This is a genomic window from Pseudidiomarina aquimaris, assembly GCF_003987395.1.
Taxonomy (GTDB): domain Bacteria; phylum Pseudomonadota; class Gammaproteobacteria; order Enterobacterales; family Alteromonadaceae; genus Pseudidiomarina; species Pseudidiomarina aquimaris.
The window spans coordinates 214,024-237,636 of sequence record NZ_PIPT01000006.1 but is presented as its reverse complement, the minus strand read 5'-3'; the positions used below and the strand labels follow the sequence as shown (position 1 = coordinate 237,636).

Annotated in this window: 21 protein-coding genes, 1 tRNA gene and 1 rRNA gene; 10 read left to right on the top strand and 13 right to left on the bottom strand. The window is 49.5% G+C overall.

Translation table 11 applies throughout. The annotated features are described in order from the left end of the window. From CWE21_RS09295 to rluD, 5 genes are all read right to left on the bottom strand, one after another. A 16S ribosomal RNA gene (locus CWE21_RS09295) occupies window positions 1–112 on the bottom strand; the annotation flags it as partial. Window positions 113–503: 391 nt separating this feature from the next. Continuing rightward, window positions 504–1,334, bottom strand: a complete 831-nt coding sequence (pssA, locus tag CWE21_RS09290; protein ID WP_126834152.1) for a CDP-diacylglycerol--serine O-phosphatidyltransferase — start codon at window positions 1,332–1,334, stop codon at window positions 504–506. Between the two features lie 107 nt (window positions 1,335–1,441). Next, entirely contained in the window at window positions 1,442–4,015 is a 2,574-nt protein-coding gene (gene clpB / locus CWE21_RS09285; protein WP_126834151.1) for an ATP-dependent chaperone ClpB, read from the bottom strand. A gap of 63 nt (window positions 4,016–4,078) precedes the next feature. Continuing rightward, the gene (gene pgeF, locus CWE21_RS09280; RefSeq protein ID WP_126834150.1) at window positions 4,079–4,819 is read right to left on the bottom strand and encodes a peptidoglycan editing factor PgeF; all 741 of its coding nucleotides are present in this window, start codon (window positions 4,817–4,819) and stop codon (window positions 4,079–4,081) included. Further along, window positions 4,797–5,774 (bottom strand): 23S rRNA pseudouridine(1911/1915/1917) synthase RluD, encoded by a 978-nt coding sequence (gene rluD, locus CWE21_RS09275; RefSeq protein WP_126834149.1) that lies wholly within the window; start codon window positions 5,772–5,774, stop codon window positions 4,797–4,799. The genes pgeF and rluD overlap by 23 nt, the downstream gene beginning before the upstream one ends. 129 nt (window positions 5,775–5,903) lie before the next feature. Between rluD and CWE21_RS09270 the strand changes: the two genes are divergently transcribed. After that, window positions 5,904–6,638, top strand: a complete 735-nt coding sequence (locus tag CWE21_RS09270) for an outer membrane protein assembly factor BamD (RefSeq protein ID WP_126834148.1) — start codon at window positions 5,904–5,906, stop codon at window positions 6,636–6,638. Between the two features lie 35 nt (window positions 6,639–6,673). Here CWE21_RS09270 and glnB read toward each other — a convergent pair whose 3' ends face one another. The 4 genes from glnB to CWE21_RS09250 all read right to left on the bottom strand — a co-directional run bounded on the left by glnB (window position 6,674) and on the right by CWE21_RS09250 (window position 9,899). Continuing rightward, window positions 6,674–7,012 (bottom strand): nitrogen regulatory protein P-II, encoded by a 339-nt coding sequence (gene glnB / locus CWE21_RS09265; protein ID WP_126834147.1) that lies wholly within the window; start codon window positions 7,010–7,012, stop codon window positions 6,674–6,676. Then, a complete protein-coding gene (locus tag CWE21_RS09260; protein WP_126834146.1) occupies window positions 6,999–8,675 on the bottom strand; it encodes an NAD+ synthase in 1,677 nt (558 codons plus the stop codon). Before CWE21_RS09260 ends, glnB begins: the two co-directional genes overlap by 14 nt. 74 nt (window positions 8,676–8,749) lie before the next feature. Further along, window positions 8,750–9,268 (bottom strand): DUF1285 domain-containing protein, encoded by a 519-nt coding sequence (locus tag CWE21_RS09255; RefSeq protein WP_126834145.1) that lies wholly within the window; start codon window positions 9,266–9,268, stop codon window positions 8,750–8,752. Between the two features lie 4 nt (window positions 9,269–9,272). Next, window positions 9,273–9,899, bottom strand: coding sequence for a response regulator transcription factor (locus CWE21_RS09250; protein WP_126834144.1), 627 nt, complete (start codon window positions 9,897–9,899; stop codon window positions 9,273–9,275). A gap of 143 nt (window positions 9,900–10,042) precedes the next feature. Between CWE21_RS09250 and CWE21_RS09245 the strand changes: the two genes are divergently transcribed. Beyond that, window positions 10,043–11,722, top strand: a complete 1,680-nt coding sequence (locus CWE21_RS09245) for an amidohydrolase (protein ID WP_126834143.1) — start codon at window positions 10,043–10,045, stop codon at window positions 11,720–11,722. Between the two features lie 9 nt (window positions 11,723–11,731). Continuing rightward, window positions 11,732–12,373: a pyridoxamine 5'-phosphate oxidase gene (gene pdxH, locus CWE21_RS09240; RefSeq protein ID WP_126834142.1), complete on the top strand. Its 642-nt coding sequence runs from the start codon at window positions 11,732–11,734 to the stop codon at window positions 12,371–12,373. Here pdxH and CWE21_RS09235 read toward each other — a convergent pair. Beyond that, the gene (locus CWE21_RS09235) at window positions 12,351–13,424 is read right to left on the bottom strand and encodes an Ldh family oxidoreductase (RefSeq protein ID WP_126834141.1); all 1,074 of its coding nucleotides are present in this window, start codon (window positions 13,422–13,424) and stop codon (window positions 12,351–12,353) included. The genes pdxH and CWE21_RS09235 overlap by 23 nt on opposite strands. A gap of 91 nt (window positions 13,425–13,515) precedes the next feature. Here CWE21_RS09235 and CWE21_RS09230 point away from each other — a divergent pair, with 91 nt between their 5' ends. The 4 genes from CWE21_RS09230 to CWE21_RS09215 all read left to right on the top strand — a co-directional run bounded on the left by CWE21_RS09230 (window position 13,516) and on the right by CWE21_RS09215 (window position 17,685). Beyond that, a complete protein-coding gene (locus CWE21_RS09230) occupies window positions 13,516–14,550 on the top strand; it encodes an ATP-dependent 6-phosphofructokinase (RefSeq protein WP_276567301.1) in 1,035 nt (344 codons plus the stop codon). A 102-nt stretch (window positions 14,551–14,652) separates the two neighbouring features. Continuing rightward, window positions 14,653–15,588: an agmatinase gene (gene speB / locus CWE21_RS09225; protein ID WP_126834140.1), complete on the top strand. Its 936-nt coding sequence runs from the start codon at window positions 14,653–14,655 to the stop codon at window positions 15,586–15,588. Beyond that, window positions 15,588–17,504 carry a biosynthetic arginine decarboxylase gene (speA, locus tag CWE21_RS09220; RefSeq protein ID WP_126834139.1) on the top strand — a complete coding sequence of 639 codons (1,917 nt, stop codon included), beginning with the start codon at window positions 15,588–15,590 and terminating at the stop codon, window positions 17,502–17,504. Before speB ends, speA begins: the two co-directional genes overlap by 1 nt. A 105-nt stretch (window positions 17,505–17,609) precedes the next feature. Continuing rightward, window positions 17,610–17,685, top strand: a tRNA-Phe gene (locus CWE21_RS09215). A 59-nt stretch (window positions 17,686–17,744) separates the two neighbouring features. Here CWE21_RS09215 and CWE21_RS09210 read toward each other — a convergent pair. The 3 genes from CWE21_RS09210 to CWE21_RS09200 form a co-directional block, all read right to left on the bottom strand. Next, window positions 17,745–18,395, bottom strand: a complete 651-nt coding sequence (locus CWE21_RS09210) for a LiaF domain-containing protein (protein WP_126834138.1) — start codon at window positions 18,393–18,395, stop codon at window positions 17,745–17,747. A gap of 11 nt (window positions 18,396–18,406) precedes the next feature. Beyond that, window positions 18,407–18,943, bottom strand: coding sequence for a nuclear transport factor 2 family protein (locus CWE21_RS09205; protein WP_157982752.1), 537 nt, complete (start codon window positions 18,941–18,943; stop codon window positions 18,407–18,409). A 72-nt stretch (window positions 18,944–19,015) separates the two neighbouring features. Beyond that, the gene (locus tag CWE21_RS09200; RefSeq protein WP_126834136.1) at window positions 19,016–19,768 is read right to left on the bottom strand and encodes a hypothetical protein; all 753 of its coding nucleotides are present in this window, start codon (window positions 19,766–19,768) and stop codon (window positions 19,016–19,018) included. A gap of 244 nt (window positions 19,769–20,012) precedes the next feature. On the opposite strand from CWE21_RS09200, the gene CWE21_RS09195 reads away from it, so the two are divergent. From CWE21_RS09195 to CWE21_RS09185, 3 genes are all read left to right on the top strand, one after another. Further along, window positions 20,013–20,474: a hypothetical protein gene (locus CWE21_RS09195; RefSeq protein ID WP_126834135.1), complete on the top strand. Its 462-nt coding sequence runs from the start codon at window positions 20,013–20,015 to the stop codon at window positions 20,472–20,474. A 69-nt stretch (window positions 20,475–20,543) separates the two neighbouring features. After that, window positions 20,544–22,682 (top strand): sensor domain-containing diguanylate cyclase, encoded by a 2,139-nt coding sequence (locus tag CWE21_RS09190; RefSeq protein WP_157982751.1) that lies wholly within the window; start codon window positions 20,544–20,546, stop codon window positions 22,680–22,682. 15 nt (window positions 22,683–22,697) lie between these two features. Next, complete coding sequence (locus CWE21_RS09185) at window positions 22,698–23,495, top strand: SDR family oxidoreductase (RefSeq protein ID WP_126834133.1); 798 nt, start codon at window positions 22,698–22,700, stop codon at window positions 23,493–23,495. Window positions 23,496–23,613 lie beyond the last annotated feature (118 nt).

The window sequence follows — 23,613 nt, the reverse complement described above, 5'->3', positions numbered from 1 at the left end:
CCGTCCGCCGCTCGTCAGCAAAGAAGCAAGCTTCTCTCTGTTACCGCTCGACTTGCATGTGTTAGGCCTGCCGCCAGCGTTCAATCTGAGCCATGATCAAACTCTTCAGTTTAAAAGTTTAATCGACTCATTGAATTTCATGACTTAAGCTTTAATTTGTTAAGCACTTCGTTCAATCAGTCAGGTGTACTATTTAAAGTACTTGTCGCATCCGAAGATGCTTTCTCTGCCTGAATCCGGTAAGTGCCCACACAGTTTGCTTGGCTTGATATATTGTTAAAGAACGTTGCTTGGTGCTCTCTCGGAACTCTCAAGCGGGATGCGTATTTTACGCTTTCCCTTGCCAGCGTCAAGATCATTTTCGATCTTTTTTTTGCAGGCGCTACGCGCCGCTGACCGTTATCTCCGTTGGCTTTGCCCTCGGTGACAACGGCGGCGAATTATAAGGATCATTTACCGGCGTGCAAGATCTTTTTGCGAAATAAGTTCCGACCGCTCAGTTTTTAATCGGTCGTGTCCTTTTTATTGTCAGATTGCTCTTTTTTCGCGCTCTTGTCGGCCTTTTCTTCCTCTTCTTCACACTCGTCGTCAGTGTCACCAACGACATGCTTTAACTCGAGGCGCTTCACTGAACGCACAGTCAAAATTGGACCTGAGAGTGCATACAAGAAGAAAATGCTAAACAGCACGAGGGATGGTTCGGTAGCAACAACCACGAACGCGAGCACAACCGCAAGGATAACTACGAACGGAACACGTCCACGCCAGTCAACATCTTTAAATGAGTGATAGCGGAAGTTACTGACCATAAGCAGGCCCGCACATATAGTAATGATTGCGGCTAAATAGCTAATAGATGAAGGATCCACTTCATACTTTGAACCGACCCAAACTAGACCACTTACAATAGCTGCGGCACTTGGGATGGCAAGGCCTTGGAAAAAGCGTTTATCGGAAGAACCTATGTTGGTATTGAATCGTGCCAAACGCAGCGCGCCACCAGCGACAAATATGAACGCAGCGAGCCAGCCAAATTTCCCTAAGTCCGAAAGAGCCCAGTTATACATAACTAAAGCTGGAGCCATGCCGAACGAAACAATATCCGCCATGCTGTCATATTCCGCACCAAAGTCGCTTTGCGTATTCGTCATGCGTGCAACACGCCCATCGAGTCCATCAAATACCATTGCAATAAAAATCGCGACAGCAGCTGACTCGAACTGGTTGTTCATTGAGGCGACAATAGCAAAGAAACCGGAGAATAGACCCGCAGTAGTCAGCAGGTTCGGTAGTAAAAAGATGCCTCGGTTCTTGGTCGATGCATTATTTGGCATAGAGCTTCCTGATTACAAAATGTTGAGACCGTGCAGGATAGCATAGCATGCGAACTGCAATAAATAGGCATTACAGCCCACTGCTATGCTAGTACCTTAAACTCGAGTTACTGACTGATAACAATAGCGTCGTCGTTGTAATCGACTTTAATTGGTTTACCTGGCAGTAACTTACCCGCCAGCAACTGCTGCGCAAGTGGGTTCTCAATCTCTTGCTGGATCGAGCGCTTCAAAGGTCGCGCCCCGAAGACCGGGTCAAACCCAGCCGCAGCCAAGTGATCAAGAGCTGCGTCACTCATCTCAAGCTGATAGTCGCGTTCAGCCAAACGTTTATACAAACGTTGTAACTGAATCTGCGCGATTGAACGAATCTCGCTCTTCGCCAACGGGTGAAAGACTACTGTTTCATCAACTCGGTTCAAGAATTCTGGACGGAAGTGATGCGACAGAATTTCCATTACATCCGCTTTCATCTCGTCATAGCTTTGTTGATGTGCTTTTTCTTGAATGACATCAGAACCCAAGTTCGAGGTCATGATAATCACTGTATTGCGAAAATCCACGGTACGTCCTTGGCCATCGGTAAGGCGACCATCGTCTAACACCTGCAAAAGAATGTTAAAGACATCTGGGTGAGCTTTCTCAACCTCGTCCAACAAAATTACTGAATAAGGACGACGGCGCACGGCCTCGGTTAGGTAACCACCCTCTTCATAGCCGACATAACCCGGAGGTGCCCCGACAAGTCGTGACACCGCGTGTTTTTCCATGAACTCCGACATGTCAATGCGCACCATGGCGTCTTCCGTATCGAAGAGAAACGCTGCTAACGACTTACAGAGTTCTGTTTTACCTACACCTGTTGGCCCTAAGAATAGAAATGAGCCAATTGGACGCTGCGGATCAGACAAACCTGCGCGAGAACGACGAATCGCATTCGCCACCGAGGTGACCGCTTCATCTTGGCCGACCACGCGTTGATGCAACTGCGTTTCCATTTGCAATAACTTTTCACGTTCACCTTCGAGCATTTTGCTCACTGGGATTCCGGTCCAACGCGATAGGACGTCAGCTATTTGTTCATCAGTAACCTTGTTCTTTAGCAAGGTCATCTCTTTGCCTTCAGCCTCCTCGGCCGCTTTCAACTGACGCTCAAGCTCAGGAATACGGCCGTACTGAATCTCTGACATACGGTTCAAGTCGCCGGCACGTTTGGCGATTTCAGAGTCGCGTTTGGCGTCTTCAAGCTGTGCTTTTATGTTTTGCGCACCCTGTACAGCGGTTTTCTCGCTCAACCATACTTCTTCAAGCTCAGCATATTTGCGTTGTTGCTCTGTTAACTCGCGTTCGAGGGTTTCAAGGCGTTTTTTACTCGCTTCATCATCTTCCTTTTGCATCGCTTTTTGTTCGAGTTGCAACTGGATAATGCGGCGTTCGAGGCGATCAAGATCTTCCGGTTTTGAATCGATTTGCATACGAATGCTCGAGGCGGCTTCGTCAATCAAATCGATTGCTTTATCTGGCAATTGTCGATCACTGATGTAGCGATGGGAAAGCGTCGCTGCAGCCACAATCGCGGGGTCCGTTATTTGGACTGAATGGTGCACTTCGTAGCGCTCTTTCAGGCCACGCAGAATCGTAATCGTATCTTCGACTGATGGTTCATCAACCAACACTTTCTGGAAACGCCGTTCAAGTGCGGCATCTTTTTCGATGTATTGACGGTATTCGTCAAGGGTTGTTGCGCCAACGCAGTGTAGCTCACCGCGAGCGAGTGCCGGCTTCAGCATATTACCGGCATCCATAGCGCCGTCCGCTTTGCCCGCACCGACCATCGTGTGCAACTCATCAATAAAGAGAATGATGCGCCCTTCTTCTTTACTTAGCTCGTTCAGCACCGCTTTCAAGCGCTCTTCGAATTCACCACGATATTTTGCACCAGCAAGCAATGCACCGAGATCTAGGGAAAGCACACGCTTATGTTTCAAACCTTCTGGCACTTCGCCATTAACGATGCGCTGGGCAAGACCCTCGACAATCGCCGTTTTACCAACACCCGGCTCACCAATCAGTACCGGATTGTTTTTGGTCCGACGCTGCAACACCTGAATAGTGCGACGAATCTCATCGTCACGCCCAATCACTGGGTCGAGCTTACCTTGCTCGGCACGCTCAGTAAGATCGATGGTGTATTTATCCAATGCTTGGCGCTGATCTTCCGCACTTTGATCGTTGACATTTTCACCACCACGTACTTGTTGGATAGCTTTTTCAACTTTGTCGCGCGTAATGCCTAAGCCCTTCAGAATGTCGCCAAGTTTGCCCTTATCTTCAGTGGCAGCCAAGACAAACAGTTCTGAGGAAATATATTGATCGTTGCGCTTCTGTGCATATTTGTCGCACAGATTTAAAAGTGTTCCGGTGGCCGCTGAAGCTTGGACTTCGCCGCCAGCACCTTCAACTTGGGCAAGGCTATCAAGAGCTTCACTCAAGGCTGCGCGCAGTTGATTACTGTCAACCTGTAAATAAGTTAACAGCGGGCGTAGCGTGCCGCCGTCTTGGTTAAGCAACGCATGCATAATGTGCACAGGTTCAATGAATTGGTGATCGCGCCCCAGCGCAAGCGATTGTGCGTCGGCGATCGCCAATTGAAATTTATGGGTTAATTTGTCAAAACGCATGATTTTAATACCTCACATACGATAAAAGTCCTTGTAGTAAAAGTGGGTATAAATTAAGCGAATTCAAGAGTGAGGATGGTTTTTCCAGATCAAACTGGCGATACGTCCCGCTTTCGGGTTTTGTCGATAGGATGAAAAGCGCGGGTCACTGAAGGTACAGAGGCCACTTTGCATTACCTGCATAACGCCAGTGCTTTGCAGAATACGCTCTGCCAGTAAAGGTAAGTCCGCTAACCACTTCCCTTGTTGGTCGCGGGTAAAGGTCGCATCGTCAACTAATTCTCGCTCGGCAAATGCTGTATACACGTCATTACCGACCTGAAAATGTGCACGAGAAATTGCTGGGCCTATGTACGCGCTGAGTTGCGACGGCGGTTTTGGTAGGGCTGCTAAAGTCTGCTCAACAACTCCAGCAACCAAACCACGCCAACCGGCGTGCACGGCAGCGATAACTTCGCCGTCATGACTGGCCAGCAAAATCGGCAGGCAATCAGCGGTTAGAACCGCACAGACGGAGGGAGTGCTTTGCGCCCAAATTGCATCAGCTGTGACACCAGCCTGGCAGCTTTGATAATTAACGACTTGCGTGCCATGGACTTGGTTAAGCCATTTTGGCGTCACTGGTAAGGCTAAACGTCGTTGTAGAATGCGCCGATGACGTATCACCGCAGCCGGATCGTCACCAACGTGTACGGCAAGGTTGCCCGGCGCGGTCACCGTCGTAACGCGCGCCTGAACTCCGTTCGCTAACGGCCATGCCGGCGTAATGCCAAAGTCGCTATTAGCGCTGGTCGTCGTTGGCATGGCTTTGACGGTCTGCGCGGAGCATTTTCAGCAACTCAACAAAGTCAGGTGGCGTTGGCGCATCCCAACTCATCCATTCTCCGGTGATTGGGTGATGCAATGAGAGTCGCGCAGCGTGCAATGCTTGACGTTTAAAGTTACGCAAAAAGCTCAGCAACTCCGGTGACGCGTTCTGCGGTGGACGCGGGCGACCACCATAAGTAAAGTCGCCGACTAATGGATGGCGTAAGTGCGCCATGTGAACACGAATTTGGTGTGTCCGACCGGTTTCAAGGCGCAACCGTAAGTGCGTATGATTACGAAAGCGTTCAACCACCCGATAATGAGTTACCGCTGGTTTCCCCGTCGGTACCACGGCCATGTGCGTGCGCTTCGTCGGGTGCCGGCCTATCGGCTCGTCAATGTGTCCCCCAGCAGTCATTGGTCCGTTACAAACGGCTTCATACTCACGCGTGATTTCACGCTCTTGCATGGCGGCGACCAAGTGGGTCTGTGCTGGCAAGGTTTTCGCGACGACCATCAAACCAGTGGTATCTTTATCAAGCCGATGGATAATTCCTGCACGAGGGACCTGATCAATCGCTGGATAATGATGCAACAAGGCATTGAGCAGAGTCCCATCAGGCGTTCCTGCACCTGGGTGAACCACCAATCCCGCGGGCTTGTTGAGTACTAAAATAGCATCATCTTCGTAGACAATATCGAGCTCGATTGCTTGCGCTTCAAATCGCTGCTCTTCCATGATTTCGGCATTCACCGTGATGTCCATTCCGGTAATGACTTTTTCCCGCGGCTTGTCGACCACTTCGTCATCAACTTTCACCCAACCATCGGTGATCCAAGTTTTTAATCTTGATCGCGAATAGTCAGGGAACAACTCCGCAAGTGTTTGGTCCAAGCGTTTACCGTTGCAGGAAGCAGGGACCGTACCAGTTAATTCAATATGTTCACTCATAAAATAGACAATGGACCTGTGAAAGCAGCAAAGGCTGCGATAGAATGCATGCAAATTCGATGTGTATAGTGTACCTGTTTGGTCGGCTACGCACCAAAACTAAATCAACAGAGATCAGAACAACTGCTTATGAAACTGCGTATTAGTTTGCTGTTAGCGCTTTCCGTCATGCTTTCGGCATGTTCAAGCTCACCGGATGAAGAGCTCAATTCAGCTGTCCTTAACGATGCGGCATTGCTTTATGAGAAAGCACAAGGAAGCATCGCCGCGGGTAACTTCAGTACGGCCCAAAATATTCTCCAACAACATGCGACACGGTATCCGTTTGGACCCTATGCACATCAAGTGCAGATGGATAAGATTTACGTGAACTACAAGCTCGGTGACATTGATAAGGCGCTCGCCGAAGTGGATCGTTTCATGCAATTGAACCCGAATCATCCGAACCTTGATTACGTAATGTATATGCGCGGGCTAATTAACCAACGCGCAGACTCAAACGCCATTCAAGAGTTTGTTGGCATCGACCGTTCGGATCGTGACCCAAGCAAAGCCGAAGAAGCATTCAATGACTTTACTTCGCTGTTGCGTCGCTTCCCTGACTCGAAATATTCAGCTGATGCCAAGCAACGGATGATTGCGATTAAGAGTCGTCTTGCCAAATATGAACTTGCGGTAGCGGAATATTATATGAAGCGCCAAGCATGGCTAGCGGCTGCAAACCGTGGCAAATATATTCTGGAGAACTTCCCGGATACACCAGAGACTAAGCAAGCGCTTGAAGTCATGGTTACCAGTTATGAAGCGCTAGGTTTAGACGAACTAAGCGCCGATGCGCGCGCAACCCTCGCAACAAACTTCTAAGGGTTGCTCAGCAAAATGTTATGGACGCCGTGTTTTTACACGGCGTCTTCGTTTTCCTCGCCAGTACGAATACGAATAACCCGCTCGATAGTACTCACGAAGATCTTACCATCACCGATTTTCCCGGTTTGAGCTGTCTCCATGATGGCATCAATACAAGACTCCACTTGGTCGTCAGCGACGACAATCTCGAGCTTCACCTTCGGAAGAAAATCGACCATGTACTCTGCACCGCGATACAATTCGGTGTGCCCTTTTTGTCGACCAAAGCCTTTCACCTCGGTGACAGTCATGCCAGCAATCCCCACTTCTGATAAAGCTTCGCGCACGTCATCTAACTTGAACGGCTTGATTATGGCTTCAATTTTTTTCATGGGTTGCCTCTGCAGTTAACTCGCGCTCTAACTCATAGCGAAAGTGATTGGTAATTGGATAACGTCTATCTTTATTAAAGTTGCGTGAGGTTATTTTCGGCCCCACTGCGCCTTGACGGCGCTTATATTCATTAATATCAATCAAGCGCACAACACGCAAGACATCGGCCTTTGCAAAGCCGGCATCAACGATTTCACTCGGTGACCAGTCCTGCTCGACATAGAGACTTAAAATCTTATCCAACACAGCGTAGTCTGGCAGGCTATCCTGGTCGGTCTGGCCAGGTGCAAGCTCTGCCGAAGGTGGGCGCTCGATAACCCGCGTCGGAATCAATTCCTCCGCAGCCGTCTCATTCATGTGACGCGCTAAAGCAAACACCATCATCTTCGGTAAGTCTTTGATCGGCGCAAATCCTCCGCACATATCACCGTACAAAGTACAATAGCCGACCGCTAGCTCGCTCTTATTACCGGTCGTCAACACCAGCGAGCGCGTCTTATTCGAGAGCGCCATCAACAGCACACCACGACTACGCGCCTGCAAGTTCTCTTCCGTTACATCAGGTTCATGACCAGCTAGCTGAGGCGCCAGTTGCTGGAGAAAGCTTTCATAGATGGGTTCAATAGCGATAACGTCGTAACGCACGCCCAAAGTCTTGGCTTGTTTTTCAGCATCTTCAAGACTCATCTTTGAAGTGTAGCGAAACGGCATCATGACGGCATGCACAGCAGCAGCGCCCAAGGCTTCCACTGCTAGCGCAAGCGTGAGTGCTGAATCAATGCCGCCTGACAGGCCGAGCGTGACGCCTTGGAAGCCATTTTTACGGACATAGTCACGAATCGACAAGACGACTGCTTGACGCACTTCGGCTAAGCGTAGCTGTTCATTACTTTGACGCGCACGCGGGGCAAAAGCCGCATCAATAGGTCGAATGCCGGTGGCATCAAAACGCAATTCAGCGCAGCACGGTTCACAGTGTGGTAATTCAGCAACCAATTCACCGTCACTATCAAGCACTAAGGAATGACCATCAAATACGAGTTCGTCTTGGCCACCACAATTATTCACATAAACGATCGGGCAACCACCTTCATGCACGCGCTGCTGCATGACATGGAGCCGCTGTTCGTGCTTGTCGACCTCAAAGGGCGAAGCATTGATAGAAATGATCCAGTCGGCGCCGGCCGCAATGGTTTTCGCCAGAGGTTCTGGGTGCCAAAGATCTTCGCAAACCAATAAGCCGATACGATGCCCCATCCACTCAAATACACACGGCGCATGCCCTGGGATGAAGTAGCGTTGCTCATCAAAAACACCATATTGCGGGAGGCGTTGCTTATGGTAGCGTGCCAAGCACTTTCCACGATGCAGCACCGAAACGCTATTAAATAGCTCATTACCCACGCGTTGAGGATGACCCACCACGGCGACTTGATGCTGGGCGCCAGCAGCAATGCGCTCTAGTGCCGCATCAACATGACGCTCAAAGTCACTACGGAACAATAAGTCTTCGGGCGGATAGCCAGTGATTGCTAGTTCTGGGAAAACAACAATATCAGCGTTATCGTGCTCGCCGAGCGTAGATAAAATGGTATCGGTATTGCGCTTGATAGCCCCAACAGTGAAGTCAAGCTGCGCGATTGCCACCGTTATCGGTTTCATAGTGTACTTTTACCTCTGCGCGTAACTAAGCTGCGCATAATATAGCAGGCCGCGACGGCGGGCAAATGCTGTGATTAGAGGTGGCCGAGAATAAACGAGCTTGCACCGCTCGTAAGTCGCATGGTTTGCGACGCTTCATCTACCGTTGCGAGCTCAGCCCATTGATAATAGACATTACGTGCGACCTTCGCGCGCAAGCCGTGGTCAAGTTGTACGTAAGGGACTTGGTCTTTGACCACTAATGGATAGTCTTCGGATAGGGGATACTGAGTGTCAACATTGGTCGTGACTTGCATGACCTTGCCTTGCTCACTATCGATTTGCTGCCAAGCAACAATCATTAAAGGAGCGTCGGCGACGCTGATTTTCACTTTTTCAACCGGCGTCACAAGAAAGTGTTCGCCGTTTTCGCAAATCAACACCGAGGCAAATAGTTTAACGAGGCGCTGACGGCCAATAGGCGAATTTTGATAGAACCACTTACCATTGGCATCGATATGAAGTGGGATTTCACCACAATACTGCGGGTTCCACTGCTCTGTTGGAGCATGATTGCGCAGTTCTAACGATTTTAGAAGCTGCTGTAATTGCATTGTACTAACTCACGAGTCTTTTTTGGCGAAGCAGATACCATAGGGTTGCTTCAGTTCGATTCGAAACCTTGATAGCTTTAAATATAGCAGAAAGATGGACACGTATGGTGCCTTCTGTGATACCCAAAATAGTAGCGATTTCTTTATTCGATAGACCTTGTGCTAACAATTGCATGATTTCGAGTTGCCGCGGCGAAAGAAAATTCTCGGCCTGACTATGACGCGTTGGGCTGTCCGTGATTTTAGCGTCATCCGGCACATAGCGGTCATTGCGAAGTAAAGTGCGCACCGCATGCTTGGCATCGTCTGCACTCGAATCTTTAGGTAAGTAGCTGCGTACGCCCGCGGTCATTGCCTGACGAATTTCAGTCATCGGCCGTGACCAGCAAAAAAGAACCACATGCGCAGTTGGTGCGTAATGTTTTATTTGCGCTAATGCAGGACGTAACTCGGCGTCGGGTAAGTCCACATCGAGGAAAATTAAATTATACTGGCTACTGTGTTGCAAATATTCGCTCGCCAGATCAAACGTGGGCGCTTCAAAGATTGAAAGGTCCGAAGTGTAGCTGGTACACAAGTGGATAAGCCCTGCACGAGTAAAGAATTGAGAATCTATTATTAGAATTTTCATGGATATTTGCGTAATTGTTAGAATGTTGACAGTCTACACCGATCATAAACCTTTTTAAAACATTTAGGTGCGTTAGTTGTAAACAAATATAAACTTTAAATAAACGATACGTAATTTGTCATAAACACTACAGAGAGAACCCCATGCGAATTGTATTATCCTTGTTAGTGCTAACATTTAGCTTAGTCGCTAACTCAGTAAATGCACAATCGACGCTTTATTTTAATTTCAAAGGCTACACTCCAACTGGACTCGCCGGTGAAGGCGCGCAACTGAAACGCTTCGATGGCCTCGTTGTGCGCGATGGGAAAGTCGCGGCAACCGGTGACGCCGAAACACTAGCGCAGTTATTCGCTGGGAAGGATCTCAAACGCGTGGACTTGCAAGGCAAGACGGTCTTGCCTGGCATTATCGATGCGCACGGGCACATGCTTGGGCTTGGCGAAAATTTAATGCAAGTCGATTTACGGGAAGCGACGTCTGAACAAGATGCGGTTGCGCGTGTGGTGGCGTTTGCCAAGATTGAGAGCGGCGACTGGATAATCGGTCGTGGCTGGAACCAAGAAAACTGGCAAGTACGTAATTTCCCGACGACAGCGAGCTTAGATGAGTTTCTTAGCGATCGCCCCGTTTGGTTAACACGTGTTGATGGACACGCCGGTTGGGCCAATAGCAAAGCTCTTGAAATGGCCGGTATCAGCGCTGAAACAGTTAGCCCCGATGGTGGCGAAATCGTGCGGGATGAAAGCGGCCAACCGACCGGTGTTTTGATTGATAATGCGATGGCGTTGGTTGAGCAGCAATTACCACAGAAAGATGCCAGCTACCATCGCCGAGCGCTTACTGCGGCCTTTGACCACTTGGTGTCCGAGGGGATTACTGGCGTTCATGATGCGGGCGTAGATGCGACAAACTTGGCGGTATATCAAGAGCTCGCGGCGGAGCAAGCGATGCCCGTCCGTGTTTATGCCATGCTAAGCGCGATGGAACCAGCACTACCTGAACTTCTCGCCGCCGGACCGATCACCACAGCGGATGACCGATTAACCGTGCGTAGTGTTAAAATTTACACAGACGGAGCTCTCGGTAGCCGCGGGGCCGCGCTTATTGAACCTTACCACGATGATCCAAATAATCGTGGCTTGCTTGTCACCCAGCCTGGCGCCATTGAAGACTTGTTTGAGCTGATCATTCCCCATGGATTCCAAATCAATATCCATGCCATCGGCGACCGCGCAAATCGCATTGCCTTGGATAAGTTCGCATCGGCGTTTGACACGGTGGGTGGGCGTAACCTTCGACATCGTATCGAACACGCGCAAGTTGTACACCCGGACGACCTTGAGCGCTTTGCCGAACTCAATATCATTGCTTCGATGCAGCCGACCCACGCGACCTCTGACAAAAATATGGCGGAAGACCGTTTAGGGAAAGCCCGTATGCGTGGCGCCTACGCATGGCAAACCTTTCTACAGCAAGGTACGATCGTTGCGGCTGGCTCAGACTTCCCGGTTGAGCTTTCAAATCCGTTTTTCGGTGTACATGCCGCGGTGACGCGACAAGATCGCAGCAATCAACCGGAAGGTGGTTGGTATGCCCATGAAGCGATGACGCTGGAGCAGGCTTTGCGTGCCTTCACGTTGGATGCCGCATATGCGTCAAACCAAGAGGAATTGCTCGGCAGTCTTGAACCTGGCAAGTGGGCCGATTTCATTGTTCTTGATCAAGACCCGTTCGCAGTAGATAGCGCTAAACTATGGCGCGCTGACGTTTTAGCTACTTATGTAGCGGGCGAAGCGGTCTACCAACAGTCATCACAGTAGAGGTAAGCAATGAAGTTACATGATGAACGGCGTGACTATGAACGTGCGCAGTTACGCCGCGCAGTTCTCCAAGACGATCCTTTTGCACAGTTTGCTGACTGGTTTGGCGCAGCGAAAGAAAGTGGGTTATTGCCAGACCCTACGGCCTTTACCCTAGCGACCGTCAGTCGCGAAGGTCAGCCGCACCAGCGTATCGTGTTGCTGAAAGATTTCGATCACCATGGCTTCGTCTTTTACACCAACTACGCCAGCCAAAAAGGACAAGATATCGAAGCCAATACTCGTGTTTCGATGCATTTTGCTTGGTTACCACTAGAGCAGCAGATACGCATTGAAGGTCGGATTGAGAAAGTCGCGACCGCTGACAGTGAAGCCTACTTCCATAGTCGCCCACGTGCCAGTCAGCTCGGCGCCCTCGCCTCTGCGCAAAGTAGCCCTATCGCGAGCCGCGATGAGCTTGAGGCCCGCTATCATGAGCTAACCCAGCGCTATGAAGGAGAAACCGTACCGATGCCGGAAACTTGGGGCGGCTATCGTATCGAGCCGCAACTTTTTGAGTTTTGGCAAGGCGGTAAATACCGCTTGCATGACCGTTTTGTTTACCGCAAATCCACTGCTAGCGCATGGCTTATTGAGCGTTTGCAGCCGTAGGTAACGGCTCATCACAAAAATCAGCGCACCACTCGAGCTGACGCCAGGTGGCTGCGCTGTACTCTATACCGTGCGTTAACTGCCGTGCACGTGTTGCGAGAGCACCGGCACCGGGTACCCGCACAGGTTGCTGCGGATCAATCGGTTGGGTATTTTTCAGCGCCTCAACCAGTGCACTCGCTTGACGCTCAAAAGCTCCCTGTTCAGCCACCGCGGTAGGATCCACCACTTGTAGCCAAACCGTATTAGCATCAGCATCTGCTGGGGCGGCGTCTTTGCGCCCGTAGTCACTTAATGCAAGGGTCCATAGTTCACTAAATAGATTTAAGCCGGTACCTTTATAGCCAAGCTCCTTGCCACCTAAGCTCGCCAATACACTGGCTGGTTCAGCGACAAAAGTCGCAGGATCACAGCTGTAGTCACCCTCAGCCGTTATCAACGCTGCATAAGGCAACTGCTTGTTTTCCGCCAATGCGGTACGAACTTTCCCTGCGGCCGTCATTGATAAGCTCATATCGAGTAATATCGGCGCTGACTCGGTTGGCACGCCAAGGGCAAATGGATTAGGTGAAAAACAGGCTGATTTTGCGCCATAGGGGGCCACGACTTCTTGTGCCGGGGTGCTGCACATCATTTGAATTAACATGCCGGCATCCACTGCCTGCTCAAGGTACACCGCAAGCGCAGCGACATGTTGCGTGCGGCGAATAACTACAGTACCCGTACCGCATACTCGAGCCATAGCAATCGCTCGCTTGACCGCCTTCGGCACCACGTAAAGCCCTGATAGTAAATCAGCGTCCCAAAGTTCAATTGCCGCACGCCCTTGCACGAGCTCGGGTTCGCCCGCTGGCTTAGTTTGCCCCCGTTGCAAGGCTTGCAAGTTATAGCGTAGGCGCAGTAAGCCGTGAGTCCTGAAGCCAAGCAAATCACCCGCGACCAAATGCTCGGCCATCGACTGTGCGACATCTGGTGTCGCACCCTGCTTCATCAAACAACGGCTCGCCCATGCCGTCATTACTGCTGCCGTTGGCTTTTTTTCTTCGCTCATGAGCTCCATCGCTTGTTATTCGTGATTAGTTCGATAAGCTTACCAAATAATTTATGAAACATACGACACATTGCAGAGGAGTAAGCGCTCGGTGTCTTCGCAAACAATAAAACGGATTGGCGTACTCACCAGTGGTGGTGACGCCCCAGGGATGAATGCAGCATTGCGCGCCGTGGTGCTTGCAGCTGATCATTATGGTATCGAGACGATCGCTTTTCGCCACGGCTATAAGGGCCTACTAGAGAATGATGCGGTGCCGATTGTGGCAAAAGACGTACTGCATATTTTGCAGTACTCCGGCACCATCATTAAAAGTGCGCGTTGTCAGCGCTTTAAAGAAGTAGACGCAGCGAAGGAAGCCGCAGCTAACTTAGACTCCCACGCAATCGATGCGTTGGTTGTCATTGGTGGCGATGGTTCGTTTCGTGGCGCCGACCATTTAGCCAATCATTGGCAGGGCAAAGTCATTGGCGTGCCTGGCACTATTGATAATGACCTTTACGGTACGGACATGACCATTGGCTATGCTACGGCTGTCAATATCGCCATGGATGCCTTGGATAAGATCCGCGACACCGCCGATGCCATGGACCGTGTCTTTATTGTTGAAGTCATGGGACGTGATGCCGGCTTTATTGGCTTAGGCAGTGCAATGGCCGCGGGCGCAGAACGGATGATCCTGCCGGAACTGCAAAAAGAGAAGCCGTTGACCGTCGCTGCCCTCGTTAAACACATTCAGCGAGTGCAAGAGATTCGTGGTGAAGGTAGTTACGTTATGGTGCTAAGCGAGCATCAATGGCCCGGCGGCGCGGTGTCTTTAGCAGAACAGCTTGAAGCAGAACATCATTTACCCTGTCGCCCCTGCTTACTCGGTCACATCCAACGCGGTGGCGCGCCAGCACCGGCAGATCGCATTTTAGCCTCAGAGCTCGGTGTTCACGCAGTTGAGCTATTACTTGCAGGCGAGCATCGGGTGATGGCTGGGAAACGCGCTAATGAGCGTGTTGCAGTGCCCTTAACCGATACTTGGCAGAAGAAAAATCCGCTTGATCAGAACCTGCTACGTATCCAGCATGAAATATTTAATCCAGTGAAGAAAAATCGGCGTACGAAAACAGACAATTAACGCAGTAAAAGTGTAGCAATTCGGGGCTTTTGCACAGATAATAGCCCCCTTTTTTATTTGCCCATTTTTACTGCCCTGTTGCAACGACGGAGGTGCTTGACCTTGAGCCAACATCTAACTGACGCGGTAACTTCCGTAAACGTCCAAACGGTCGCGCCTGTGCGCGAGTTTTTTGGTGCCCAAGTTGATAACGCCATTCATGCGAATGCTACGCATATGATTGGTTTTGGTTTCGACGGTACTGCGTGTTTCCGTAAAGGAACGCGTAATGGTCCTGATGGCCTGCGTGCGGTCTCGGAAGATATCGAATCCTATTCACCGTACCTTGACGCCGATCTTTTTGATCAGACTTTTTATGATCTGGGGAATTTATCGCTCGGCCACGGAGAGGACATTGAAGGTCAATGGCAACATGCCACCGATCAGTTTGATGCTATTTTTGGCTCGCTCGACTTGGCAAAGGAGCAAATTCGCGTCCTCACCCTGGGTGGCGAACATTCGATTTCCTATGCGCCGATTCGCAAATACCTAGCGCAATACCCTGATTTGGTATTGTTACACCTCGACGCTCATGCGGACTTGCGCGATGGCTTTTTGGGCTATCACTATTCGCACGCGTCGATTATTCGCCGCTCACTTGATCATTTTGGTCCGGGTCATGAGTTGATTCAGTATGGCATCCGTTCAGGGACGCGTGAAGAATATCAGTTCATGAAAGAACACAAGACCGTACGCACCTCGCGGAAAGATTTCCTCGAGAGCGTTGCTGCGCTTGCGGCTGACCGCCCGATCTATCTAACGCTTGATTTGGACTATTTTGATCCAGCCTTTCTACCAGGCACCGGCACACCGGAACCAGGCGGTGAAGACTTTCACTCTTACGTGAGCCTGATGAAGATTCTACGCGAGAAGAATTTGGTTGGTGCCGACGTAGTTGAGTTATCGCCTGAGATTGATCCAACCGGTAACTCTGACGTGTTTGCGGCTAAAATTGTCCGTGAACTCTTAATTATTTTGAACGAAAAGGGAGCGCGCTAATGGTCGACAGCACGCACGACTGGAGCATCGACGACGCAGAAGAGCTGTATGGCGTCAATCGCTGGGGCGCAGGCTATTTCTCAATTGGCGAGAACGGCAATATTCAAATTGCGCCGAACCATCGCCTACCCGATGTCACCATCGACATGAAAGATGTGTTGGATGAGATCCGTGCCGAAGGCATTCAATTGCCAGCAGTGATTCGTTTCCACGACATTTTGCGCTCGCAAGTTGAAATCTTAAACGAGACCTTTGCCAAAACGATTGATGAGGCGAATTACCAAGGAAAATACTGTGGTGTATTCCCCATCAAAGTTAACCAGATGCGCGAAGTTGTCGAAGAGATTATTGACGCTGGCGAACCCTACAACTATGGCCTTGAAGCCGGCTCAAAACCTGAGCTCATGGCGGTGCTTGCCTACAACGAAAACCCGAATGCGCTTACCGTTCTAAACGGTTATAAAGACGAAGATTACTTGACCCTCGCACTGTTAGGCCGCCAGTTACGTCGCAAGATGATTATTGTCATCGAGAAATACAGTGAGCTGGAAATGCTGATTCCGCTAGCGAAGAAGCTAGGGGTGGAGCCCATGATTGGCTTGCGTAGCAAAATGATGGTGCGCAGCAGCGGTAAATGGGCGGGCTCCAGCGGCGACCGTGCAAAATTCGGCTTGAGTATTACCGAAATTCTCAACATCGTTGAGCTGCTCAAGAAAGAAGAAATGCTGCATTGCGCCAAACTTCTGCACTTCCATATTGGCAGTCAGATGTCGGATATTCGCAAGATCAAAGAAGCGGTTTCTGAGGGCGCACGCTTGTATGCCAAACTTATTCAAGAAGGCGTGCCGCTCGAGTACCTTGATATCGGTGGCGGCCTTGGCATTGACTATGACGGCACCAGCTCAACCACCGACTCGTCACGCAATTACTCAACCGACGAGTATGTTGCCGACGTTGTCTATGGTGTGAAGCAAATCTGTGATCTCGAAGAAGTCCCACATCCAAACCTGGTCAGCGAGAGCGGACGCGCCATTACGGCGCACCATAGTTGTGTGGTAACCAACATTGTGGGTGAAATCAAGAATACAGGGGCGCAGTTCGACATCTCAGCAGAAGAAGGCGAGCATATTCTCGTTTCCAACATGCGTGAGCTGGTTTCAGCGACCGAATTGCACCCACAAGAACGCTACAACGATGCTGCGTCATTCAAGCAAAGCGCCTATGAAGCGTTTAAGCTCGGGATTCTATCGCTGAGCGAAATGGCGAAACTCGATACCATGTACTGGCGGATCCTTAGTGAGATCCATGGCTCGATCGATCGCGATACGTTCGTTTTCCAAGAACTCGAAGAACTCGAAGACATGCTGGCGAGCCAGTACTTGTGTAACTTCTCTATTTTCCAATCTGCCGCTGACACTTGGGCCATTGGCCAAGTATTGCCAATCGTGCCGGTCAGTCGCCTGCAGGAAAAGCCTGAAGTGCGCTGCTCTATCGTTGATATCACCTGTGATAGTGACGGCAAGCTCAGCAAGTACATCGAAGGCACCGAGATAAGCGATAATATTCCGATGCACACCTTACACAAAGGTGAAGACTACTATGTCGGAATGTTCCTTACCGGCGCTTATCAAGACGTGATGGGTGATATGCACAACCTGTTCGGCCGTTTGACCGAAGTGCATATTTACTGCCACGACGACGAGCCAGGCGACTTCTACATCGAAGAGGTTGTGCCCGGTACTGCTGCCGAGAAAGTTCTTGAGACGATGCAGTACAATACCGACTTCATGGCCAAAACTGTGAAGAAGTGTATTGACCGTGAAGTTCGTAAAGGTCACATTGCGCCACGCGAAGGTGTGCGTTGGACCGATTACTACGAGAAATGTTTGGCGGGTAGCACCTACTTAAAGGCGTAAAATCCAACAAACTGCGTATTTACTGAGCAAACGACACTGAAACCGTAGAAAATCACGAAAAAGCGGTTGACTCAGAGCCGAAAAACTCGTTTAATACGCCCCGTTGCCCAGATAGCTCAGTCGGTAGAGCAGAGGATTGAAAATCCTCGTGTCGGTGGTTCGATTCCGCCTCTGGGCACCATTATTCCGAAAGCCTCGCACTCACGTGCGGGGCTTTTTTCGTTTCAGCGAACCAAAAATTCAGCGACGCTGCATACCAAAGGTTTCGCGCATGCTGTTGGCGAACGATAGCCAACGCTCGCGCATGTTGCGCTTGATGGACACGTCAACGGACCCCAACAACGACCAGCCTGTAACACTGATGGTCTGGGTGGTGCCGGCATCGCGCGGTGGGCAGTGGTCGTCACTTGAGCCCAAGATATGACTTGCACGGGATACGACGGCCACATGATCGGGCACGATAATGCTGAGCGACCCCAAGACATTGTTCATCTCTATGGTCACGTTCGGTTGAGCAAAGTGAGCTTCACTAAAGTCGAGTGTTACCGAGCCGAGCACATCGATAATCTTTAGATGTGCTGGCACGACCCAAGGCCCTTTGCGTGTATTGCTACTTAAAATACTGACGAGCTTTTCATCCGGCGCTGGGTCGGCCGTAGAAGTGGCACCAAAAGATGCCTGCTTCTGCTGTTGATAATTAGCATCAGCCGCTAAAGGTAAATCAGCAACGAGATCGACCAGTTCTTGATGGACGGTGGTTGCCATGGCCTCATCCAAGCGACGCTCAAAAGCTTCTTTCGAAATCACTTCATGGCTGTAATTAACGATGAGTTTATCAATCGTCTCTTCACGTACCTTTTCAATAGGCCGGTCTTCTAACTTAACAGACATCTTCTGTCTCTCTATTTTGATTGTGGAGCGCCTTCAGGCAGTTTATGGTCGTAACTAATAGCACGGGCAAGCTCCCATTGGCCATCATTTAAACGCCAAAGATGCATGTACTTACCGGTATCATCGAGTTCATATTCACCCTCTTGGTTTTTCACATAGTATCGGTTTTCGCCATATACCAGCGCACCGTAATTATGCATCGGATAAACTTTATGACTGCCTTCGACTAACTCACGCTTAATGGGTTTGTACTTGCAAAAATCCTCACTAAATAAGCCAATCCAGTATTCTTCTGAATTGTGTTGTGCACCACCGATATCATGATAAAACTCATGGTCATCGGGGAATACGTTTTTCAGCAATTCAGCGTCACATCCGCCAAATGCAGCGTCAAACATAGCATTGTCGACCGCCAGTACTTCACGCTCTAGTTGTTCCTGTGAATAGTTTGCAATAGGGTCTACAGGTTCTGATTCTTGAGCTTGCACGAGAACGGTAAAAGTAAGAAAGACTAGAAAGGTAAGAGCTTTAGCGACGTTCATTGTCATGTTCTCCATTCCTAAAAATAAGTTGCGGCGAGCTCCTTGACTCGCCGCATTTACTTAATTTTAGTTCAGTTATTAGGCTTTTCCAGCAAAACTAATATCTTCCAAATGAATGTACATATAGCTCCACCATTCATTGAGTGACTTCATGAAGTCTTGCTGTAGCTGGTTCTTTTTCTCCTCACCGAGTTTGGCTTCAACACGTTTCCAGATACTTGGGTCATCCGCATCGAGAGCCTCAGCATCCGCAAACTCTTCGACGACGAAGTAATCAGCGACATCACGGCCACCCATACTGTAGTACCAGTAAGAGTCTGGGCCGCCGTCATCTTTGACCGCTGACTCAATCGCTTCAACGGTCGATTCGAAGAGTTCATAGTCAGCAACTTTGAAGTTGTAAACGGCAACAAATTTACCGGTTCCCGCGGGATCGCCACTCCATTTCGGCATAAAACCTGCCATATTAAATGAGGTACTCGCCATGTGTGGCACAATCTGTTCATCAACTATTTTTTCGCATTGCTTCCCAGCTTCACTTTCACTAAAAAATGACTGCCAGTTTTTATAGACACTGGTTAACACAATCGTATTACCATCACCCTGCAGGCGTCGCCACACGTTGTAGGGCTTATCTCCGCCTGCTTTCATATAGCATTCACGCCAAGCTATCGCGCCTTCCATAAAGGGCTTAGTATGACCGGTTTTCAAAGTGAACTCGCTCATCGACAAATAGTAACTTTCGTCTTCGTGATCGTCGGCTTGCGTGACATTTGGCAGCAGCGTCATCGCTAATGCACTTGCAGTTAAATAGAAAGGTAGTTTCCGCATAGGTTATCCTCCTGAAGGACCTTTACTGGTTTTCCTTCCGTTACGGCAAGGGCTTCCTGCCCTAAGAGCAAAAAGCGTAGTTCAAAAAACGTACAATGCTAGCCTCCTATAGCAACTGAAAGATGAGCATGCGAGGCATTTGTAGAGCTATGTTAAGAAAGTGCAATGAGCGTGGAATAGTTTGCGTACATACAAACATTCGGCTAAACCTACAACTTAGGCCTGTTGCCTGTGGAGAACTATTATGAAAATTCAACATATCTTGATTTCGAGCTGCCTTATTTTTAGCACCGCCGCTTTTGCGGAACCACCGAAAGATAAGCAAGCAGCTAGCGCACAAAAGAAAAATGAGAAAATTGAATTAGCCGTCGAGAAAATCGAACGCACTGATAGAAAATTAAAAGCGCCGCAAGATGGTGACCTCGATGGTGATGGTTATGGAGATGTTGCCGCTGCAGCACGAACTGACTCAGATTATCCCAAAGGAGCCGCTAAAGCTGCTGGTGACCCTATTCCTGACATCGACATCACTGTGAACCAGAGCCCACCCAGCGAAAGTGCCAGCACAACGGGGGTGGAGAACGCGACAGCAGGACAAGCGAAAGCAGCGGAAAAGCGGACCGACGCCAAAGTAAAAAAAGCAGCGAAGAAAAAAGAAAAATGCACTCGTGATGAAGATTGTGACGACTACCAACCCCCTAGCTAAAAAGTGCATTTCCATGTTAGATAAATGTGGTAACCTCAAAGGACGTCAAAGCAATGGACTACTAGTTTTGTGAATGCACAATCCTCAGCAAATGACATGAATCAAAACCTCATCAGCATCTTCGCCGGCGTTGGCTTCGGTGCTGTTGCTGCTTTAGTTAACTACTTTCTCGCCTTTGAGTTATATGGCTCAGTAACGATTCTACTGGGCCAAGTTTTTGTCTTTTTAGCACTCTTTACCCGTGGGTTACTTAGTGCCCTCGTCAGCACTGTCATTGCTTCTGTTGCGGTCTACCTTTATACCGACAACTCCTTTTTCTTTGTTACCCTAGCTGCGGAAGTCATCGTTGTCTGGTTTTTATTTAAACGGCAAGTGCCAATTCTCCTCGCCGACCTTATCTACTGGCTTATCTTTGGTATGCCGTTGAGCTTTTGGTATTTGCCTACGGTTATTGACGTACCCACCAGCTTTTTAGTCTTGGTGCTCGCCAAGCTACTATTAAATGGCTTGCTCTATACCGCCCTCGCTATTTTGCTCTATCAACTCACGCCGAAGACATGGCGTAACATAACCATGAAGCCCGTTCCCGACTCGTTACGTGGCCGCGTCTTTTATTTGAGCTTTTTATGCATCATCGTAAGTTCGTTAAGCTTCTCGTTACTCTATACCGTGCGCTCTGCACAGCAGGTCGAGCAGCAAATCTTGACGGATATTGGTAGCAAAGCTAACAGCTTACGACAAGTTACCGATGACTTTATCAATACCTACAGAGTTGCCGTTCGCAACTTACGCGACAGCATGCGCGCCATTCCAAGTTATCCAGAGCGACTGGAGTTGTTACGCATCACGCAAGAAAGCTACCCGGGCTTCGTTTCTATGTTGCTTGCCGATGCGGACGGTCGGATTCTGCATGGGGTACCAGCCCGTCAGTTTCAAGTTTTACAAAATAACCCGAACACTCCGCCAGATATAACTGACCGTTCGTACTTTTATCAGCCTAAGGCCACTGGTGAGGGTTATGTCTCGAGCGCTTTCCGTGGGCGTGGATTTGGCACACAACCGATTCTGGCAATTAGCGAGCCGTTCGTAACAGATGGGGAGTTCCAAGGGATTGTAGAAGGCTCATTGGATGTGCCTGAGCTTGTGCGCTTAGTACGCCGGACCGATATCGACCCTGACTACCAATCAGTCGTCGTTACTGATAACCAGCATCAGGTACTGTTCGCGAGTGATGACCTGCGGCTGCGAACGCTTGGTCATTTCGAACCAACCACTCGACCCAACCTCTACACACAAAACTTACCGCTTACACAGATTCATGAGCGAGATTTACTCTTTACTCAGAGGCTCAATACACAAGGGTGGAATATCTATGTATTTTCGAGCCCCGAGCTCATTACCCAATTGTTTCTTAATAATCTGATCATTTTGTCAGTCTTTTTGACGCTCATTGCAATTCTATTTGCTTTTGTTACGCGCCGCTTTGCGCAGGAACTCAACCGTCCACTCGAGCAGCTCGCTGAACAGCTGCGAGACAATACGGATAGCCCACTCAACGTTTCTAGTGACGAAATGACTCGGGAGGTTCGAACCATTGCCGATAACCTTACCGCAGCGCGTCAGTTGATGGTGAATTTCAACCGTCAGCTGCAACACCAAGTGACTGAGAAGACCGCTGATCTCGAACAGCTGAATATGAAATTACAAAAACTCGCGCGCGAGGATGGCTTGACCGAGCTGCTTAATCGCCGAACTTTTGATGACCTCGCCGAGCAGCGTTATCACGAAGCCATGGCAACGCGTGAACCGATCGCATTAATCTTGATGGATATTGATTACTTTAAGCAAATCAACGACACCATGGGCCACCCTGCTGGCGATGAATGCATTCGTTGTGTCGGACAGTTGCTTAAAGCGCACTTCGAGCGCCGTGGGCATCTGTGTGGGCGCTACGGTGGGGAAGAATTTGCGGTCTTTGTGAGTGGCGTTAATGACGTCCGCAAACTGGTCGAAGACTTTCAGGATGCCCTTGCCACCTATTGTCAGGTCAATGGCCAAGTGGTACCGATGACCATGAGCATGGGCATCGCTGAAGTAAGGCAAACTTATGGTGGTGGCAGCTTCCGCCGCTTGGTTGCAGAAGCCGATAAATTGCTTTATCAAAGTAAAGACACGGGACGTAATCGTATTTCTATACAATCCAATTAATAGGTTATTCATTTCATGCAGCAACAACGTATCGTCATCACGGGCGGCGCGAGTGGTTTGGGCTTTGCCTTGGCACAACTTGCCGCTAAAGCTGGTTGGAAAGTCGCAATTCTTGACCGTGACACCGAGCGCGGTGAAGCCGTCATTGGCAGTCTACAGCGCTGGCAGCCGGACACGCGTTTCTTCACTTGTGACGTAACCCGTATTAGTGATCTTGAAAATGTCGCCAAAGAACTCGATGAGCAGTGGCAGGGAATCGACATACTGGTCAACAATGCCGGCGTTGCGCAAGTTGGTAAATTAAGTGATACCAGCATCAGCGATTGGCAATGGATCATTGATATTAATCTGTTAGGTGTGGTGCGCGGCTGCAAGGCGTTTTTACCACTGTTGCAGCGTAACGGCGGGCATATCATTAATGTGGCATCGATGGCAGGCTTACTCGATGTGCCCAACATGACCTCTTACAACGCAACCAAGGCAGCTGTGGTGAGTTTGTCAGAGACCCTCGAGAATGAGTTAGCCGAAGACAAGATTCACGTGACTGCGGTATGTCCATCTTTTTTCAAAACCAATCTTGGTCAAGGCATGCGCTCGTCGATTGACGGCATGGAAGCGAAACTCGATAAGCTGATGAGCAAGAGTAAGCTCAATGCAACTGATATCGCGAAAGCAATTATGCGTGCAATTGAACGTCAACATAGCTATACAATTCCTCATAAACAGGGGCGATACGCCTGGTACTTAAAGCGTTTTCTGCCCCGTTCATGGTATCGCCGAATTCTCTATAGAAGCATCAAAAAGCACTCCTAATCAAAGCCTTAAGTCAATTCTAGAGGTACCTGATCGGAGGTACCTCTAAAGACCTTTAACAAAATCGTAATACCCGCACTGTATTTGGTCATTTCTGTGGTAGTATGCGCGCGCAAAT